Source organism: Streptomyces alfalfae, assembly GCF_004127445.1.
GTDB classification, from domain to species: Bacteria; Actinomycetota; Actinomycetes; order Streptomycetales; family Streptomycetaceae; genus Streptomyces; species Streptomyces alfalfae.
This window is the reverse complement of sequence record NZ_QEXM01000013.1, coordinates 16,614-34,452: the sequence shown is the minus strand read 5'-3', so window position 1 is coordinate 34,452 and position 17,839 is coordinate 16,614. Positions and strand designations below refer to the sequence as shown.

Sequence of the window (17,839 nt, the reverse complement as noted above, 5' to 3'; positions counted from 1 at the left end):
GCTCCGCTCAGGCGCCGTTGGCATCCCTCGACAGAGGACTCGACTGCGAACCACCGGGCGTGGCTCGCTGGTGATCAAGGTGGTTAGGCTGTGTTCATGTCACGTGTGCGAGTCGCCCTTGTCACTGTCCTCGCCGGAGCGGCCGCGCTTACCGCCTGCTCCTCCTCCAGCAGCGATGAGCCGGACCCCGCCTCGGGCGGAGACAAGCCGGTCTCTTCTCCAGCTCCGAAGCCGATCACGAAGAACCTCAGCCAGGCTCACCTGACCCAGGCCCTGCTGGGCGATGGCGAAACACTTCACGGGTACACCGTGCACGACAGCAAGTCGACGACCGAAGGGCAGTACTGCAACGAGAGGGACGACGACTCCATCCCCAAGGGGTGGGTCCGCGGCTCGGACGTCGACTATGAGTACAACGGCTCCACGCTCAACATGGCGTCCCTGTACATCTGCCTCTTCGATACAGCCGAAGACGCCCACAGCGCCTACACCGCGTGGAAGGGCCATGAGACGAACAAGCAGCAGAAGCCCGAGCAGCCCGTGGGTGACGAGAACACACTCGTGATCAACCCGGGGGCCAGCGAGGACAGCGTCGACGGATACGTCCGCTCCGGCCGCGTCAACATCCGCGTGCAGATCGACGGCGCCACCGGCGGCGACCCCTCTGGCGCACAGACCATGCTCTCCGCGACGTTGAAGCGACTTCAGCAGCTGCAGGAAGGAAAGCCCGCCACGGTCACGGCCGCAGACGAGCAGGCAGGGGCCCGCCAGTAGCCGCGACGGAAGGACGAGACCCGGCGCGCTGTCACAGAACCCGGCGCGTCGGCGTTCCCACCGGCATGACCACCCTGCCCATCACACTGCCCCTGGCCCGCCATTACTACGAGACCCGCCGCGAAGTCCTGGCCGCCGGCGGCGAACACGTCACGCCCTGGTACCGGCTCGCCCCGGACGAGTATGCCGTCGCCCCCAACTCGCTGCCCACACCACCGCCATTGCCCTCGACCCCGCCACCGGCCGGCTCGACCCGCTCCCCGACTCATCCGCATCCGCCACCCAACTGCGCTTGATGAACCTCCGGATCATCACCGCCGTCAACGAGCAGGCACCCGGGGCGGTCCTCGTGCGCGCGGTCCGGGCCCGCCAGCCGGGCAATTTCCCCGCTGCCCCCGTCCCTGTCACCGGCCCGGCGCCCGGGTCCACGCCTGCCGGACCGGTGAAGACCCGCGACGACGTCTCCGAAGGCTTCCGCGTGGCACTCGCCGCCCACCACCAGGTGTGGACGCCGTTCCAGCGGGCCCCCAGCTCGCGGATCAGGACGGCCGCCCGGCTTGATCCGGGCGGCCGTCGTCTGCTCCCGGTCAGTCGCCGGTCTCGTTAGGGAGACCGTCGTCCAGGACGATGCGGATGGTCTCGCCCTGTCCGTTGACGTCGGTGAGTTCGGCCGCGATGCGGTTGTAGGTGGTCATGGCCAGTGCCCAGTCGCCCTGCAGCGGGGTGGCGGTGGAGCGGGTGTTCCACAGCTCGATGAGCAGGGCGATGAGGGAGCGTCCGGACAGGACGGTCTGGACGCGGCCTTCCTTGATGTCCTCGACTGAGGGCGGGGTGCGGAAGTGGCTGTGGTCGACGGCCAGGGCGGTGAGCCACTCCCAGGTGTCGCGGTGCGCGATCAGTTTGGCGGAGGCTACACCGGCGGCCGTCAGCAGCAGGACACCGTGGGCGACCTGCGGATCTTCCGCGTCGGCGGAGGCCTGCGACGTGGCAGCGGCGGGTTGGCCGGCGGAAGCGCCGGCGCCCTGGTAGGCGGCCTCGATGGCACGCTTCAGCGCGAGGTCCTGGTGCTCGCCGGTCTCAGGCTGCGGCCGGTGCTCGGCGTTCTCCACGGTTTCCCCCTGGGAGTCGTTGTCGGTTGATACGGGTGGATGCCTTTCGGCGCTGGCGGAGGAGTCGTAGTCGGCCTCGGGTCCGGGCGGCTGGGCAGTCTCCCGTTTCCGCGTGCCCTTGCTGGAGGTGTCACCTGTCCCTTCGGGAGGTGCGAAGTGACGCAGCAGGTCGACAAGGTCCAGGAGCTGCCGGAGCTCCCCCCGCGTCTCGTTCAGGTCGCTGATCATCCGGTCCTGACGGCGGCGGACCTCCCGGTTCTCCTCACGCAGTCCGGTGACGCCGGCCTGAAGCTGTTCCAGGATCTTCAGGCGGCCCTGCGTGACGTCACCGTGCAGCGCTGCCAGCCCGACCCTCGGGTCATCGAGACGTGCGAGTTGCTGTCGTATCGCCTCCAGTTCCTTCATGGCATCGCCGACCGCGTCTTTCCACCCCACGTGACCCCCTGATTACTCCGCGCATATGACCGCCCATATCTCCCCAGGGCACTCGGGGGCGACGCGACGGTTTCCAGCCCTTCCTGGCCAGGCCCCCTTACCGCTACTGAACGCTGTTCATACGCCATAGATACGCGAAACGTACGGGGATCGTGCGTTTCATGGGGCAGAATCTCGGCCGGGAGGTGTTCCATGTCCGAGTTGTTCGACGCGGTCGACGCACTGCTCGCGTCCCGCGCCACGCTGCCGCCACCGGCGGAGCGCAAGCGGCTGCGTGCCGCGCACGGCCTGACGATCGACGAAGTGGCCACCGCACTGAAGGTGCGCCGGGCCACGGTGTCCGGCTGGGAGAACGGCAAGACCGAGCCCCGCCCGCCCGAGCGCGACGCCTACGCCCGGCTGCTGGACAAGCTCGCGGAGCTCTACCCCGCCGCCCCGGCCGACACGGCCACGCCCGTCCCCGACGCCGCGGCGCCGACCACGTTCACCGCCACACCCGCCCCGGCGGAAGCGCGGACTCTCTCCATGGGGGAGGCCTCTGAGGCTGCGGACACGACTCCCGCCGAGAACACTCAGACCCCCGCCCGTACTCCCGTCGCCGCTGCTCCGGCGGCCACGACCCGTCCGGCGCGCACCACCAGGACGTCGCCGACGTCGCGCCGTCGGGGTGTGAAGAAGGCGGCCCCGGCCGGGGCCCCGGCGGGCGGCGCCGATCCGCGGTTCGAGAACGGACCGCTCGCGGTCGTCGACGTCGAGGACGGGCAAGTGCTGGCGTACTGCATCGGCGGCCCGGTCCTGGACGTGCCCGCCAAGAGCATCCCGGCCCTGGTCGACTGGACGCTGCGTGAAGCGAAGCTCGGTCAGCCGAAGCTCGCCGGGCCGGGCAAGGACGCCGACCCGCTCATCGTCCTCACCGAGGCCGCGCTGGAGCGCTACGGCCTGCCCGTCACGCTCACGGAGGAGGAGAAGCACGCCGGGCGGATCCCGGAGAGCCACAGGGTCATCAAGCAGCTCGTGCGCGCGGACTGGAAGCTGACGAAGCGCGGGTTCGGGCCGTGGGCGCGGATCTACCGCCCCGCCACCGGTTCGGAGCGGGCCTGCTTGCAGCTGTGCATCCCCTCGTGGAACGCGCTGGACACCCGGCACTGGGGCCAGGCCGGACAGCTCCCGCCCGCCGAACTCGCCCGCGTCCTGGGCGTGTACGCCTCCCGGGTCATGACGCCGCGCGGCTCCACCGCCGTCACCGGCCTGGAACTGATGACCGCACTGCACCCGCCGACCCGCGCCTCCGAGGCCGACGCCGACGGCAAGCGGCACTCCGAGCACAACCCCGGCTCGCTGGGCAAGGACGCCATCGACCCGATGAACTGGCCGCCGTGCGAGGTCCCCGACGGCCACCCCGTCCTCAAGGACCTGCCCCGCTTCCACGTGCGCGGCCCGGCGGAGAAACTGTTCGAGGAGGCGTACGACTGGGCCCGTCCGATGACCGACGCGGAGTGCACCCTGCGCCACCTGGTCGGCATCGACGTCAACATGGCCTTCGCCGCCGGCGCCAACGGCCTGAACATCGGCCTCGGTGAGGCGACACACGTCACGGCCCCGGTGTTCGACCCGAAGCTGCCCGGCTCCTGGCTGGTCGACCTCTCCCACGTCGACCTGTCCCGCGTGAAGGCCGGCAAGGAGTGGGTGGAGCTGGACGGCAGCCTGCTGCCCTCCCCGTTCACGCCGAAGGGCGAGCGCCCCGAGGGACCGGCCTGGTACGCGACGCCCACCGTCGCGTACGCGCAGGAACTCGGCTACGAGGTGCGCCCGATCGAGGCGTGGGTCCGGTACGACAACGGCCGCTACCTGGACGCCTGGTACACCCGGCTGCGCGACGCCTACCTCGCCACGATGGCCGACCTCGGCGTCGACGCCGACCTCGCCCCGGCCGACTTCCTCACGGCGATGGACGGCTACAAGGACCGCGACCCCGAGCTGGCGATCGTGACGTCCGCGATCAAGGCGACGGTCAAGGGCGGTCTGGGCAAGCTGCGCGAACGACCCCGGGGCGAGGGCTGGAAGCCCGGCGAGCCGTGGCGCGCCATGTACCGCCCGACGTGGCGGCCGGACATCCGCGCGGCGGTCATCTCCCGCACCCGGATCAACCTGCACCGCAAGATCGTCAAGCACGCGTCGTTCACCGGGCAGTATCCGATCGCGATCCTCTCCGACTGCGTCGTGTACGCCTCCAACGGGCCCTCGCCGCTGGACTTCCTGCCCTACCGGGAGGGCAAGCCGCTGCCCGGCGGCTTCAAGCTCGGCATCAACCCCGGCCTGGTCAAGCACGAGGGCACGCAGGACGTCCTGTGGGGCGAGGGAGTCCGGGAGCGGTTCAACGCCCCTGAGCTCAACCTCGCCCGGTACATCAAGGACGGCACCGTCACCGACGTCGACAACGGAGAGTAGGAGTAGGCCACGATGAGCCTGTTCGGTGACGGCCTGGAGGCCGCGGTGCAGAAGGCGTTCACCCGCCCGGCGCCGAAGTCGGCCGGCGCACAGATGCGGTACCTGGTCAGGCAGATGAAGGGCAGCACCAAGCAGGTCGCCCAGATGCTGCGGGTCTCCCAGCGGACCGTCGAGCGGTACGTGAAGGACCAGATCAAAAAGCCCCGCCCCGGCCTCGCCGCGCGCCTGGAGCGCGAGGTGAAGAAGCGCTGGCAGCCGCAGATCCGGGCCAAGGCCCGGCAGAAGGCGGCCAGCACGGGCGGCATCGTCATCGACACCCGCGCCCGCATGGGCTACACGGCCCCGATCGGGTCGACGGACCAGGACCGCATCCGGCACCTGACCGTCGCCCTGCCGCCCGTCTACGCCGCCCGCCTCTTCGACGCCCAGGAGACCGGCGCCCCCGACCAGCAACTCCAGGAGATCGTGGCCGAAGGACTCAGGGAGGTGTACTTCCAGGACGGCGGCCGCCGCGCCGGCAGCCTGGAAGAGGTCCGCTTCACGGACATCGAACACCTGGAGTTCGACCTGTAGCAGCCGTACCCCGAACGGCCCGTGCGCCCCGGTGTGACTAAGAGGTCCCAACAAAGGCGTTGGACGTGTCGGTGGGTGATGAGGCAGGTGGCGAGGCCGAGGAAGGCCTCGTGGATGTCGTCTCGTCGTTCCCAGCGGATGCGCAGGCGGTGGAAGCCGTGGAGCCAGGAGATGGTGCGTTCGACGACCCAGCGGAAGATGCCCAGGCCGGAGCCGTGCGGCTGGCCGCGTTCGGCGATCACCGGGCGGATACCGCGCTGCCACAGCAGTCGCCGGTACTTGTCGTGGTCGTAACCGCGGTCGGCGAACAGCATGTCGGGGTGTCTGCGTGGCCGCCCGACCGTGCCGGCCACGGGTGGGACCTTGTCCAGCAGCGGGGTCAGCTGGGTGACGTCGTTGCGGTTGCCGCCGGTCAGCGACTCCGCGAGCGGGATGCCCTGGCCGTCGACCAGGACGTGATGCTTGCTGCCCGGTCGTGCGCGGTCGACCGGGCTGGGACCGCTTTTGGGCCTCTGCGGGCCGCCCGGATGCGGGAGGAGTCGATCACCGCCCGCGACCAGTCCAGCTGCTTCACCGACCGCAGCTTCTTCAGCAGCGCCAGGTGCAGCTTCTCCCACACGCCGGCCTCGTTCCAGGCGGCCAGGCGCCGCCAGCAGGTCATGCCCGAGCCGAAGCCCAGCTCCTGCGGCAGGTACTCCCACTGGATCCCGGTGTGCAGCACGAACAGGATCGCGTACAACGCCTGCCGGTCCGGCACCCGCGGCCGGCCCGCCACCAGCTTCGGCCCCGGCTCAGGCGACAACGGCTCGATCAGCGACCACAGTTCCGACACGATCCACGGCCGCGACTGACGCTTCCCCATGCCCCGACCAACGAGTGCACAAGCCGACGGCCACTTGATCAGCAACTTCTGTTAGGGCCTCTTAGACGATGCTGCCCGGTTGGTCAGGCCGCAGTCCCACTCTTCGGTCTCGCCGGCGGCGGACCACTCAGTGGGCCGCCGCGTCCGAGGGCACACTCCGCACGTACCAGGCGTGGGAGCAGCGCGTGGACAACACGCGGGGGCTGGTCAGCTGGGCCTTCCGCCGGGCGCGGTACTCCCGGCGCGAGGCCTCTCTTCAGGCAGCCAACCAACACGCCGGGGACGTGGTCGAGCAGGCCGCGACCGAGGCCGGGGCGGGCCTGCACACCACCGCTCTGGCGAAGGCGCCGACCTGCCGGAGTTCGGCGGTCGGGACGGTGGCGCCGGTCTCTTCCTCCAGCTCGCACACGGCGGCGTCTTGGCTGGTCTCCTCGGGATCCAGCTGGCCACCGGACAGCTGGTTCGTGGCATCCCGCCCATCCGCTCCCGTCGCGGCCCGCGACGCCGACGGCCGGGGAAACTGCACGGAGAAAAACGGATACGACTACCGCCACCTGCGGTGATGGCTGGCATCCCGCGGCATCCGCCTGGTGCAACAGGCACGCCTTGTCACACGAGTTCATCATCGTTTGACTGCAGGGGCCGACGTGTCGGGCGGGGTCCCGGCAGTACTCGCCGGAAAAACAACGAATGGCGAACGTGAGCCTGCGGGCGGACACGTCAGGCGTAGCGATGGCGCGGTGCGTGCGGGTCGTCCCAGCGGTCGGCATGGGGGAGACCGAGCAGACGTACGGCGTGCCGGAGTTCGGCGGGGGCGCCGGTGGCACGGAGGCGTGCGGGGGCCTCGCGCACGAGCCAGGTGGCCAGTTCCGCCCGTGCGGATTCCGCTTCCTCGTCCGGCCAGAACGCCCACGACCGCCAGGGGAGGGTGTCTTCCAAGAGGTCCCACTCCCACCGGCCGACGGTGTCGGTGAGGTGCTGGTCGGTGACCGGGTGGCGGAGGGCTTCCCAGACCGCCAGCCAGGGGCCGATGGTGGCGGATGCCTCGGCACACAGCGCGAGGGGCTCGGGGACGGGGACGGCGGGGTCCGGGGTGAGCAGGGTGTGGGCCCACCAGGCATACAGGAATTCCCGCACGGCTCCGCTCTGCGGCGCGGGCCACTGCTGCCAGTCAGCGCGGTGGAACGAGGCGCCGACGTTGTCGATGTCCCACGCATAGGCGCCGAGGCCTCCGGTCAGTTCGCGGGCGAACTGCGGCAGGACACGGCGCAGCACGGCGCCGTGGTCATCCCAGTCGGATGCGCTCCAGGTGCGGTGCAGGAGGTCGGGGTCGAGTTCCGTGTCGGGGAGCTTCAGCAGAGCGAGCTCCTCCGGGCTGCCCCAGTGGCATTCGCACTGGACCTCGTCGGACTTGGCGGTCATCCCGCGGAAGGTGGCGTCCAGGCGGTCCAGTGCTCTGTCGAGCCGTGCGCGGGCGGCCAGGCCGGGTTCGGTCATGGTCAGTGGTGCCTCACCGAAACTCCGGGCCGCTCGGGCCCGAAGATCGCGACTCTACCAGCACTGCGGATCAGGCAGGTGTTCTGAGGCCACATCACACGGATGATGAGGCCCGCTCCGAACACCAGGATGGCGAGCGCGATGACAGTCAAGACGGCCCCCACGGTGCCGCGTCCAGCAGGGAAATCATCATCTGAGTGGGTGTTCCACTTCCGCTCGCGCGGAGAGCACGAGGCGCGGCGGACGGGCTGGTCGCCGACGTACGGCTCACCTCCGCTCGCGCGGAGAGCGCACACCAAGTGCGACCGCGCCGAGCAGGACGCCTACAGCGTCATCACCGGAAAAAAATTGCGCACGGTTGCGGGATGTGCAGGCGGGGTCAGCCTCACGCATGTTCCGCCTCCCGCACCCCTGGCCGCCGACGCACACACCGGGCCCCCAAAAGCGCACATACAACCCTCACGGGCGGGCAACCCGTGAAAAGTTTTGCGACAACTTGCGTAAGCCCGGGGCGTCGCTCGCTAGGTCCGGATCGCATACCTGATGTGACGCCCCGATGAACCCCCGGAGGCCTCGGCCGGCCCAGCACCCTCATCAACCAGCTGGAAGTGATCCTCACCTCAACGTCCGTCATGCGTATAGGACTTGAAGTAATGCCCTACAGGTATCTGGGATACGTGGCCGAATGACTCACTTACTTGAACGTAAAGAGCGCGCGTGACCACCTCCAGACTCCAACTCGTGTTGGGATGTGCGCGGATGGCGGGCGTGATCCGCCTCCCCCCCCGCGGCGGTACCAACCGCCTCATGCGCAGAAGGGAATGACGTGCTCTCCATACGCAACAACGCACCGGCCGCCTGGCGGTCGACGCTCATGCTCGTCGCACTGCTCGCGGTACTGCTCGTCGGCACGGCCCCCCATGCCCGGGCAGCCACGACGCAGGGCGCCTCCATCAGCTTCCGGGTGCAGGCCACCACGGAAGGCGAGACCCTGTTCATCTCCGGCGACGCTCCGGAACTGGGCTCCTGGGACCCGGCCGAGGCCGTCCCTCTCGGCACGACCGCGAGTTCCTATCCTCGCTGGTCGACCAGTGTCCGACTGCCCGTTGGAACCACCGTGCAGTACAAGTACATCAAGCGCTCGCCCACCGGCACGGTGACCTGGGAAAGCACTCCCAACCGCACCCTGACCGTCGTCCAGGACTCACCGGGCACCTACGACAGCTGGAACGTCAGCCCGGCCGCCCTCACCCTCCGCGCCGAGGCGAGGTGAGGCGAGGCGAAGTGATATCTGGCGACAACTCCTAGCGGTGGCGGGTGGTCGTGCTGGCACGGGGTGGCGGTGCGGGCGGTGTGGTGTCCACGGCCGGGCGCGGGCGGGTGCGCAACACGGGGGTGCGGTGCGGGGGCAGGACGGCGACGGCCGCGCCCAGGCACTCGGCTGCCTCTTCGACTTCGCGGATGGGGAACTCGATCTGTATCCGGGTCGCCTCGTAGCGCGACCACGGTGCAGTCGTCGTCCTCGACCAGGTGGGCGGGGGTGATCGGCTGCCCGCCGGCGGCGTACCACGACTCGGTCCGGTCCAGCTCGCCGCGCTGCTGCGCGGCCTGGGCCCGCTCGGTCCACATCTGCTGTTCTTCGTCACTCAGCGGGGCCTTGTGGTGCTGGCCATCGCGCTGGTTGGCGAGGTTGCTGGCGATGAGGCTGTGATCTGCCCAGGCGGTGAGGTGCGGCCACAGGGCTGCGTGCCGGGTGCGTTCCTCGCGGTCGAACGCCGGAGGCCGCTCGCCGGACCGTCCCCGGCGCTTGCGGTGCCCGGCCTGATCAGCGGGTTCCGGGATCGTGCAGCGGATCCCGCGCCGACGCAGGTAGGCACGGTTCGCCCGCGACGAGTACGCCTTGTCACCCCGCACCCGCACCCGCAACGTCCGGACCCGCGGCCGGCCCACCCCGAGGCGGGGAACCCGGATGGCCTCCAGCACGGCGGTGAACTGCGGACTGTCACCCCGCTGACCTGCTGTGACCAGAACGGTCAACGGTTTCTGCCGCTGCTCGCAGGCCAGGTGGTTCCTTGTGGCCCAGCCGCCGCGCGAGCGGCCCAGCCCGTGGTCGTCGGGCTCAGCCCGATGGCCGCCCGGGGATTCCTTCTGGGCTCGGCCGTCGCGCCGGGCGCCGGCCGCGTGCTGATGGGCGCGGCAGATCGTGGAGTCGACGTTCACGTCCCACGTGATCAGTCCGGCGGCGTCCGCACGGGCTTGCAGCCCCGTCAGGACGACTGCCCAGGCACCACCGCGCTGCCAGCGACGGAAGAGTCCGCAGACCGCCTGCCACGGACCGTACTCAGCCGGCAGATCCCGCCATGGAGCACCCGTCCGCACCCGCCAACGGATCCCGTCGATCAACCGCCGCCGACTCAGCGACGGCCTGCCCACCACCGTCACCGACCCTCGCCGTGCTGGTCACCGCGGCGAGCGTGCAGGACTCCGTCGCCGGCGGCCCGGCTCCTTGACCACGTCGCCGCCGAGCACCCCGGCATCCGCAAGGTCTGGGTCGACGGCGGCTACCGCCAGCACCTCGTCGAGCACGCCGCAACCCTCGGCATCGACATGGAAATCACCGCCCGCAAGCCTGGCACCAGGGGCTTCACACCGATCCCGAAACGGTGGACGGTCGAGGGGACCTACGGCTGGCTCATGCTCCACCGACGCCCGGCCCGCGGCTACGAAACCCTGCCCACCCGCTCCGAAGCGGTGGTCCACCTCGCCATGACCGATCTCATGGCCCGCCGTCTCACCGGCGAGAACACCATCTCCTGGCGCGACCCGACATCGCAGGCCAATCACCAGATTCCGGGATGAAACAACGGGAGACAACGACCTCTCAAGCCAGGCGGGCGACTGGCCTTCTCCATCCTGGCTCACTACGTGAATGGCGCTCGTGCCCAGCCGGTCCTGGTGGCAGCCGGCACCCCCACCAAGACACCCGAGGGCGAGCTGGCCTCGCTGCGCCAAATGGGTTCTCCAAGAGCAGGTATGGGTGAAGGTTCTCGACGGGGCCGGATGCACCGACGTCTGATGCCCGGGGCCGTCATAGCCCGGCGTGGGTCAGGATGGCGAGGTGCTGCGCCGCGAGGCGCAGCGGCGCGTCGTCGCTGGAGACGCGGCTGAGCAGTTCGGCGCCCTCGAGTGCCGACAGGATGGTGCAGGCCAGCGCGGCGGCGTGGTCCTGCGTGTGCCCGCCGCGGTGGAGTGTGTCCGCGATCAACTCTTGCCATTCCCGCAGTGCTTCGTCCGAGGTCCGCTGGATGAGCGGGGAGCGGCCGATGATCTCCAGTGCGGTGGCTGCGACGGGGCATCCGTCGGCCCAGTCGGAGTCGCGCAAAGAGTCGGCCATCAGGTGGGCGCAGTTGGCGACGGCCTCGGCGGGGTCTTCGGAGCTGGACAGGCCCTGGCGCAGCAGATCGGTGAATTCTGCGGCGCCGAAGCGCAGTGCTTCGGCGGCCAGTTCCTCCTTGCCCTGCGGGAAGTGGTGGTACAGGGAACCGTAGGTGGCCGCTGCCTCTTGGAGGATCTGCTTGATGCTTGTGCCCTCGTACCCCTGGCGCTGCAGCAGCGTGGCCGTGGCCATGACGAGCCGGCTGCGGGTGTCACCGGGCTCCACCCGTTCGGTCGGCGTCTGCTCTGTGGGAACTGCGGGTTTCATGACACCAGATTACCGAATAGATCGATCGATTCAGTCTGCTAAGCTCCACTAGATCGATCGATCTAGTGGAGGTGTGATGGACGACGTGTCCGCGTTCGCAGCCCATCCCGGGTTCGCGCGCATGTTCACTCCCGGGCGGCTGACCCTCGGTCTCTTCCTGCCGCTGTGGCCCTACAGCGGCGACATGAAGGCCATGGCGGGCCAGGCGGAAGTGATCCAGCGTGCTGACGCCTCGCCGTTGTCGGCGCTGTGGGTGCGCGATGTCCCGCTGTATGACCCCGGGTTCGGCGACGTCGGCCAGGTCTATGACCCCTGGACCTATCTCGCCTGGCTGGCCGCGCGTACCCGGCGCCTCTCCCTGGCGGCGGGCAGCGCGGTCTTCACCCTGCGCCACCCCATCGACCTGGCCAAGCAGAGCGCGTCCATCGACCAGCTCAGCGGCGGGCGCCTGGTCCTGGGGGCGGCATCGGGCGACCGGGGCTCGGAGTTCCCCGCCTACGGTATCGACCACTCCGAGCGCGCGGAGCGCTATCGGGAGGCCTTTCACTGGTTCCGCGAGCTGACACAGAACACCGCTCCCGGTATCTCCTCCGCGCTCGGCCGCATGGGCGGCGGCTTGGACGTACTGCCCAAACCCGTCACCGGCCGGATCCCCCTGCTGGTCACCGGTTCCTCGCAGCAGGAGCCGCAGTGGATCGCCGAACAGGCGGACGGCTGGCTGATCCACCCGGGCTCACCGAATTCCGTCGCGGGCATCGGCGCACTGGGGCGCAAGGTGGCCGCCTGGCGGCAGTTGATCCCCGGGGGCCGGTTCAAGCCGGTCGCCACCAACGAGTGGCTCGACCTGGCCGAGGACCCGCACACCGCGCCGCAGTCCCTGCGCGGCGGCTTCGTCCTGCGGATCGGTACCCAGGCGCTGATCGAGCACCTGCACCGGTGGCAGGAGCGGGGCGTCAACCACGCCGCCCTTGGCGTGCAGCACGGCCGCCGTCCCGCGGCCGAGGCGGTGGCCCAGCTCATCGAGGAGGTCGTCCCGCACTTCCCCGCTCTTGCGGGCCCCGAGCCGCAGGCGCCCGCATGGTGACCGGGTCCGCCGAACCCGCCAAGCGCTGCGTCGCGCCGCCGGTGTGGAACGCCTCGGGGGAGGGCTTCCGTGATGTCATGCGCCACTTCCCGACCGGTGTCACCGTCCTGACCACGACAGGCCCCGCGGGCCCGCACGGGATGACGGCGAACGCGTTCATGTCGGTCTCGCTGCATCCGCCCACCGTTCTGGCCGCCGTGCACCGTGACACCGTCACGCACGGGATCCTGCAGTCCGTGACGGGCTTCACCGTCAACATCCTCGCCGCCGACCAGACAGAACTCGCCCTGCTGTTCGCCCGCTCCGACCCCGAGGAGGACCCCTTTCTCCAGGTGCCGTGGCGGCCCTCGCCGGTGACCGGGAATCCGGTCCTCACCCAGAGCCTCGCCGTACTCGACTGCAGCCTGCGGCAGCGCGTCACCGTGGCCGATCACACCCTGGTCATCGGCACAGCGACCGACGCCCGCATCCAACGTCCTGAAGCCGACCCCATGGTCTTCTCCCGGCGCACCTTCCAGACGGTCACCAAGGCCCCGAGCCCGGGCTGAACCGACGCCCCGGGGCCCGGGGCAGCCAGGTCCCGCCACGCCAAACGCGGGACCTGACGCAGGTCGTGCGAGACCGGACACGGCAGGGACAGGACGACGCACTCGCATGCGCGAGCTACCCGCAGTGCGTCGGCACAAAGAGCCTGAAGAGGGGGATCGGCTCAATGATTCGGTTGCAGATGAACCCGGACGCGCTCGCAGACACCCGGTTCGCTGTGTCGCCTGTGGTGGAAACCGCGGTAGCGGTACGCCACCACCTCACGCCCCGCCCTGTGCGCACGGAGCCCCCTGGGGGCGCGCGGCGAGAGACCCGGCAGTAGGGCGCAGACTGCCCCTGTTGTCCGCTCTGTTCACTGGCCGCTACCGCTTGCCGCCGGAGCTGTTCCTGATGGATCTGCCGGTCATCAGCTCCGACATCCAAGCCGAATCGCATCAGCTTGCCGACACCTCGACACCTCGACACCGCACTTCGCCGAGCTGTTGCAGGAGCTGCTGAACGGATGCGACTGGCGACACGCAAGACAAGCCGAGGAAGCGCAGTCTTCGTTGCGCTCATTCCTGGACGCGGGGGAGCACGCCTGCGCGCGACAACTGGCCGACGAGCTCGCCATCTTCTGGGAGCAGTGCCTCGCGCCGCACTGGTCCGAAATTCGGGACCACGCCGAGGCGGACATCACCCACCGGGCCGGCATCACCGTCCGGCACGGCCCGGGGGCCGCCATCTCGTCATTGCACCCGGCAGTGGCCTATGACGAGCACACCATCCGCCTCGACGGCGACGTCGACGAAACCGACCAAGTCGGCGGCGTCACCCTGATCCCCTCGTGGTTCGCACACCGCTGGTACCTCGGCCCCGATCCCCACTGCCCGCACGGCCGCTACCTGATCTACCCCACTGCCCGCTCGGGCATCCCGCGGCGGCCAGCCGCAGAGGGCACGGCCGAAGTGCTGGGCGAAGTACTCGGGCACACCCGGCTGATGCTTCTCGCGAGCCTGTGCCGCCCGCGTACCACCACCCAACTGGCCGCCCGCCACCACCTGAGCCCGTCCACCGTCTCGTACCACCTCACCCGGCTGTACCGGGCCGGGCTGCTGGCCCGCACACGGGCCGGAGCCAGCGTCCACTACCGGCGCACGGCAGAGGCGGAAGGGCTGTTGCAGCACACACGGGAAGGTCACCAGCACGGTTGCCGTGCTGGAAGAGGACGGCCGCCGCTACTGGGCGCCGCGCCGCTACGGCTCCCTCTACGCGAAGGCGGTCACCGCGCTCGACTCCCGCCAGGCGGCGCCCGTCGTCGTCACCACCCTGGAGCAGCTCCAGGAGCACGGCGCGGACGCGGAGGTGTGGCGGCGGCTGGGACGAACGGGCGAGCAGAAGCTGACGGCCGCGCTCGACAACCCCCTGCCAGGGATGCGGCGGATTCCGCATCGACGGCTCCTTCGGCGTCCCCGGCACGCGCTACGAGCGGCTCCCGGAGACCGTGAAGTGCTGGGACTGCGGTCACCGCAACCCGCTGCGCGACCCCGGCCCGGAGTAGGACGCCGCCGGGCACGCCCTCGTACGGAGGCGCTGCCCGACACTCGGCTGTCCCGTGCCATCGAAATTTGAGCGCGTGCCATCGTAGTTCGAGTGGCGCAGGTCACGAGAGGCGGCAGGTGCGGTCGTGGCAGTGGGCGGGCGAGCCCACGAGAGTCACCTTCAGGGCAGTTCGTGTGCTTCCTCTGGCCTTGTGGGAAAGAGACCGGCGGGTATGGGCAGGCCAGAGGCCCATGGTCGCCCCAGGGACATGTGCCACCGCGTCACGTGAGACCACCCGATCGGCAAATTTGCCATAGCAGCAAGGCGCCTTCGCGCATTGGCCCGGTTACACGGACGCTGGTTCTCGAGCGCCCCTAACTGCATGGGGGTAGGTACGAGAGGGCAACGATGACCAGCAGTGACATAGCCGCAGCCGTTGCGAGCCAACCCGAGGAGCAGGACTCCGAGTCGTCCGCCTGCCTGGCCGCTGTGCGCCAAGTCGCCAACCGGTTCACCAGGACATACGGCCTTACGCAGGTGGACCCGGAGTTCGATCTGCTCTTCGCCGAGACCGTGGAGGTCTGGCACAGCTTCGATCACGAGACCGTGTCACTTCCCGGCGATGAGTTCGCGGGTGCGATGCTGCGGATGCTCCGTGCGACCGCCGACCTCGTGAGGAACCACGCCGACCGCATCTGGTCCCTCCACGTCGACCACCACGGCTTCGCTCTGGCCGCCACCGCTTCGGGCGAATGGGAGAACGGCAGCCCGGTGCGCATTTCACGCTGCCTCCAGGTGACGGTCCACGAGGGGCGCATCACGCGCATCTGCGAGTTCGGCGACCGACAGCAGCGCCTGCCGCTGGACGAAGCCCTGCGTGCCGCAGGCCGCTTCCGCAGCTGACACCCCCACCACCCCAACATCGTCAGGAGTCATGATGGACGTCTTTCTCACCGGTGCCGGCGGCTATATCGGCGGAGCTGTAGCCCGCCGTCTGATCCGCGAGGGGCACACGGTGCGCGGCTTGACCCGCACGCCCGGCGTGGTCGACGCTCTCGCCGCCGCCGGCATCGCACCGGTCGTCGGGGACCTCGACGACGCGGCGCTGCTCAAGCGAGAGGCCGACCGCGCCGACGCGGTCATCAATGCCGCGCACAGCGATCACCGCGGCGCTGTGGACGCCTTCGTCGACGCCCTGCGGGGTTCGGGCAAGGTGTTGATCCACACCAGCGGGACCAGCGTCATCGGTGACGACGCCCAGGGCCAGTACGAATCCGAGGTGGTCTTCGACGACGCGAAGCCTTTCAGCCCGGGGGACCACGAGATCCGGCGGGCCCGGTACGCCATCGACCGCTCCGTCGTCGATGCCGGTGCGGCGGGAGTGCGTTCGGTGGTGCTGTGCAACTCGCTGATCTACGGCAACGGCACGGGACCGCGCCCGCAGACCGTGCTGATCCCGCCGCTGGTCACACAGGCCCAGGCCAGCAAGACCGTCCGCGTCGTCGGACGCGGCCTGAACCGCTGGTCGACAGTGCACCTCGATGACATGGCCGACCTGTACCACCTGGCGCTCACCGACCCCGCGGCCACGGGCCTCTACTTCGTGGAGGGCGGTGAGGACGCCTCGTTCGCCGATATCGGTGAGGCGATCGCCCATCGGCTGGGTCTGGGGCCGGTGGAGCCGTGGGATCTGGATTCCGCCGCGGCCACGTGGGGGGAGGGTTTCTCCCGGTACGCCCTCGGCGCCAACAGCCGCGTACGTGCCACCCGGGCTCACGACCTCGGCTGGCGCCCCTCACACCCATCGATCACGAACTGGATTGAGCAGGAAATGCCCTTGCCGTGAGGCGGTCGGCGCTTCGGTGGTGTGGTGGCGCGGTTATGGATGGGGCCGGATGATCGCTGTCAGGGCTTTGACCAGCGCGATCAATCCTCGATGACATGAACTCGCGTCCGTCGAGGTTCGATGGCACGCGTCAAAGTTCGGTGACACGGGACACCGGCTACGCCACGGCGGCGGCGCGTCCGAAGTGACACATAATTCGAACAAGCGATCTAATGGCGGGATGGACGCGACCGACTTCCCCGACGACCTGGTGCAGACGCAAGCCGCCTGGAACGCCACCTACGACGCGCTCGCCGCACCCCGCCCCCGCGACACCACCGCCCTGCGCCGCCGCCTGCTGCTCCTGTCCGTACGGCTGTGGTGGCACCCGCACTGGGAGACGGCGCCCTCGGTGCCGGCCGCGCGGTCCGAGCTGCGCCAGCTGGTCCGCGCCCACAGAGCCGTCCGGGCCGCCTGACCCGGGCGCCCCGGTCCACCAGGAGCACGACGTTGCACCCGGGGTTGCGCCGGGCGTTGCGCTGAAGGTTGCGCCACGAGTTGCGGGACCCCGGCGGGCCTCCCTCGCGTTCGCGCTGGTCACCACCCGGTGTCGCCGTGGCCGGGGTGCTGACATCCCCGTTGCGGCCGCTCTGCCCATCTCTCCTGGCTGGAGTGAAGGAGTAAAGGACGGGCGGATGGGCGGTACGGCCGCGGCCGGGGACCGGGGCGCGCTCATCCGGTTGCGCGGCGGCCGGGCCCGCCGCGCCCCCCGCCGTCGGCCCCGGCGGCCGGGCCGGGACGGAAGTCGCCGACACCCTGGTGCTGTCCTCCGGGCGGCGAGCCCCACCAAGGGGTGAGGCGGGAAAGTCCCGCCGGAGGAGGTATGGCTATGACCATCGTGCGTTTCGCGGGCGGCCCGCTCGCCGGGATCGGGCTGAAGACCACCGCCGCCCGGTGGTCCGGCGGCTGGTTCACGGTCGGCGACACCGCCGGCCTCTACGTCCCGGTCCACCGCGACCCGGTGACCGGCGTCGTCCTGGCGGAGGTCCGGGTCACCATCCCGCGCCGCTGGTAGCGGCCCGCACCGTCACGCCGTGACGCACGAGACCCCGGGCCCTCTCGGCAGGCCCGGGGTCTCAGGGGGATGGGGGAGTGGTCAGAAGTCGTCCCCGTAGCCTCGCGCTCGGATGGCGGCCCGAACCGCTTGATGGACCAGCAGGTGCAGTTCCCGCCCTCGTACAGTTCCTCGTCACACTCCTCGTGGTGCTCGCGCACCGCCCGCTTCACCGGGGCCGCCGACGGCGCGGGCTGCGCGGCGGGCGACTCCTGAACGGGCGGCTCCGAGGCGGCCTCGGGCGCCGGGACGGGGCCCGCCCACTCCATGCCCAGCGCGGCGAGGGCGGCGAGTGTCCGGGAGCGGTTGTTGTGATCAGAAGCGGGTGGGCTGGCCTGGACTGATCAA

15 protein-coding genes and 6 pseudogenes are annotated in these 17,839 nt (G+C 70.1%); 15 read left to right on the top strand and 6 right to left on the bottom strand.

The genetic code is table 11. The features are described 5' to 3' along the window. Nucleotides 1-96 precede the first annotated feature (96 nt). On the top strand, nucleotides 97-774 hold the full coding sequence (locus tag DCW30_RS04100; protein ID WP_076688327.1) for a hypothetical protein: 678 nt from the start codon (nucleotides 97-99) through the stop codon (nucleotides 772-774). A gap of 587 nt (nucleotides 775-1,361) precedes the next feature. Here the strand turns inward: DCW30_RS04100 and DCW30_RS04095 are convergent. Beyond that, entirely contained in the window at nucleotides 1,362-2,318 is a 957-nt protein-coding gene (locus tag DCW30_RS04095) for a hypothetical protein (protein ID WP_237283268.1), read from the bottom strand. A gap of 192 nt (nucleotides 2,319-2,510) precedes the next feature. Here DCW30_RS04095 and tap point away from each other — a divergent pair, with 192 nt between their 5' ends. Next, nucleotides 2,511-4,766, top strand: coding sequence for a telomere-associated protein Tap (tap, locus tag DCW30_RS04090; protein ID WP_076681649.1), 2,256 nt, complete (start codon nucleotides 2,511-2,513; stop codon nucleotides 4,764-4,766). Nucleotides 4,767-4,778: 12 nt separating this feature from the next. After that, on the top strand, nucleotides 4,779-5,339 hold the full coding sequence (gene tpg / locus DCW30_RS04085; RefSeq protein WP_076681646.1) for a telomere-protecting terminal protein Tpg: 561 nt from the start codon (nucleotides 4,779-4,781) through the stop codon (nucleotides 5,337-5,339). Between the two features lie 41 nt (nucleotides 5,340-5,380). On the opposite strand, the pseudogene DCW30_RS04080 reads toward tpg, so the two are convergent. After that, nucleotides 5,381-6,201: pseudogene (locus tag DCW30_RS04080) on the bottom strand (IS5 family transposase); the annotation flags it as partial. A gap of 451 nt (nucleotides 6,202-6,652) precedes the next feature. Here DCW30_RS04080 and DCW30_RS37265 point away from each other — a divergent pair. Continuing rightward, nucleotides 6,653-6,761 (top strand): annotated as a pseudogene (locus DCW30_RS37265) (IS5/IS1182 family transposase); the annotation flags it as partial. Between the two features lie 160 nt (nucleotides 6,762-6,921). Here the strand turns inward: DCW30_RS37265 and DCW30_RS04070 are convergent. After that, nucleotides 6,922-7,698: a hypothetical protein gene (locus tag DCW30_RS04070; RefSeq protein WP_076681639.1), complete on the bottom strand. Its 777-nt coding sequence runs from the start codon at nucleotides 7,696-7,698 to the stop codon at nucleotides 6,922-6,924. An 826-nt stretch (nucleotides 7,699-8,524) separates the two neighbouring features. On the opposite strand from DCW30_RS04070, the gene DCW30_RS04065 reads away from it, so the two are divergent. After that, the gene (locus DCW30_RS04065; protein WP_076681636.1) at nucleotides 8,525-8,971 is read left to right on the top strand and encodes a CBM20 domain-containing protein; all 447 of its coding nucleotides are present in this window, start codon (nucleotides 8,525-8,527) and stop codon (nucleotides 8,969-8,971) included. A 31-nt stretch (nucleotides 8,972-9,002) separates the two neighbouring features. Here the strand turns inward: DCW30_RS04065 and DCW30_RS37260 are convergent. Together DCW30_RS37260 and DCW30_RS36545 are read right to left on the bottom strand one after the other, a co-directional pair. Then, nucleotides 9,003-9,459, bottom strand: a pseudogene (locus DCW30_RS37260) (hypothetical protein); the annotation flags it as partial. After that, nucleotides 9,442-10,140, bottom strand: a pseudogene (locus DCW30_RS36545) (IS5 family transposase); the annotation flags it as partial. The pseudogenes DCW30_RS36545 and DCW30_RS37260, both read right to left, overlap by 18 nt. 5 nt (nucleotides 10,141-10,145) lie before the next feature. Between DCW30_RS36545 and DCW30_RS04055 the strand changes: the two are divergent. Beyond that, a pseudogene (locus DCW30_RS04055) lies at nucleotides 10,146-10,557 on the top strand (transposase); the annotation flags it as partial. A 229-nt stretch (nucleotides 10,558-10,786) separates the two neighbouring features. Here the strand turns inward: DCW30_RS04055 and DCW30_RS04050 are convergent. Continuing rightward, nucleotides 10,787-11,401 (bottom strand): TetR/AcrR family transcriptional regulator, encoded by a 615-nt coding sequence (locus tag DCW30_RS04050; RefSeq protein ID WP_076681633.1) that lies wholly within the window; start codon nucleotides 11,399-11,401, stop codon nucleotides 10,787-10,789. Nucleotides 11,402-11,477: 76 nt separating this feature from the next. Between DCW30_RS04050 and DCW30_RS04045 the strand changes: the two genes are divergently transcribed. The 9 genes and pseudogenes from DCW30_RS04045 to DCW30_RS37875 all read left to right on the top strand — a co-directional run bounded on the left by DCW30_RS04045 (nucleotide 11,478) and on the right by DCW30_RS37875 (nucleotide 17,707). Beyond that, the gene (locus DCW30_RS04045; RefSeq protein ID WP_076681630.1) at nucleotides 11,478-12,485 is read left to right on the top strand and encodes an LLM class oxidoreductase; all 1,008 of its coding nucleotides are present in this window, start codon (nucleotides 11,478-11,480) and stop codon (nucleotides 12,483-12,485) included. Continuing rightward, the gene (locus tag DCW30_RS04040; RefSeq protein ID WP_079249784.1) at nucleotides 12,479-13,033 is read left to right on the top strand and encodes a flavin reductase family protein; all 555 of its coding nucleotides are present in this window, start codon (nucleotides 12,479-12,481) and stop codon (nucleotides 13,031-13,033) included. The genes DCW30_RS04045 and DCW30_RS04040 overlap by 7 nt, the downstream gene beginning before the upstream one ends. Nucleotides 13,034-14,011: 978 nt before the next feature. Next, nucleotides 14,012-14,116: pseudogene (locus tag DCW30_RS38190) on the top strand (ArsR family transcriptional regulator); the annotation flags it as partial. 109 nt (nucleotides 14,117-14,225) lie between these two features. After that, complete coding sequence (locus tag DCW30_RS37255) at nucleotides 14,226-14,642, top strand: hypothetical protein (RefSeq protein ID WP_237283267.1); 417 nt, start codon at nucleotides 14,226-14,228, stop codon at nucleotides 14,640-14,642. 318 nt (nucleotides 14,643-14,960) lie between these two features. Continuing rightward, complete coding sequence (locus DCW30_RS04030) at nucleotides 14,961-15,455, top strand: hypothetical protein (protein ID WP_123985549.1); 495 nt, start codon at nucleotides 14,961-14,963, stop codon at nucleotides 15,453-15,455. Nucleotides 15,456-15,486: 31 nt separating this feature from the next. Next, complete coding sequence (locus DCW30_RS04025; RefSeq protein ID WP_205576566.1) at nucleotides 15,487-16,398, top strand: NAD-dependent epimerase/dehydratase family protein; 912 nt, start codon at nucleotides 15,487-15,489, stop codon at nucleotides 16,396-16,398. A 220-nt stretch (nucleotides 16,399-16,618) separates the two neighbouring features. Next, nucleotides 16,619-16,855 (top strand): hypothetical protein, encoded by a 237-nt coding sequence (locus DCW30_RS04020; RefSeq protein WP_076681621.1) that lies wholly within the window; start codon nucleotides 16,619-16,621, stop codon nucleotides 16,853-16,855. A 411-nt stretch (nucleotides 16,856-17,266) separates the two neighbouring features. Then, nucleotides 17,267-17,452, top strand: coding sequence for a hypothetical protein (locus DCW30_RS04015; RefSeq protein ID WP_076681619.1), 186 nt, complete (start codon nucleotides 17,267-17,269; stop codon nucleotides 17,450-17,452). Nucleotides 17,453-17,584: 132 nt separating this feature from the next. Then, a complete protein-coding gene (locus DCW30_RS37875) occupies nucleotides 17,585-17,707 on the top strand; it encodes a hypothetical protein (protein WP_257788556.1) in 123 nt (40 codons plus the stop codon). The last annotated feature ends 132 nt before the right edge of the window (nucleotides 17,708-17,839 follow it).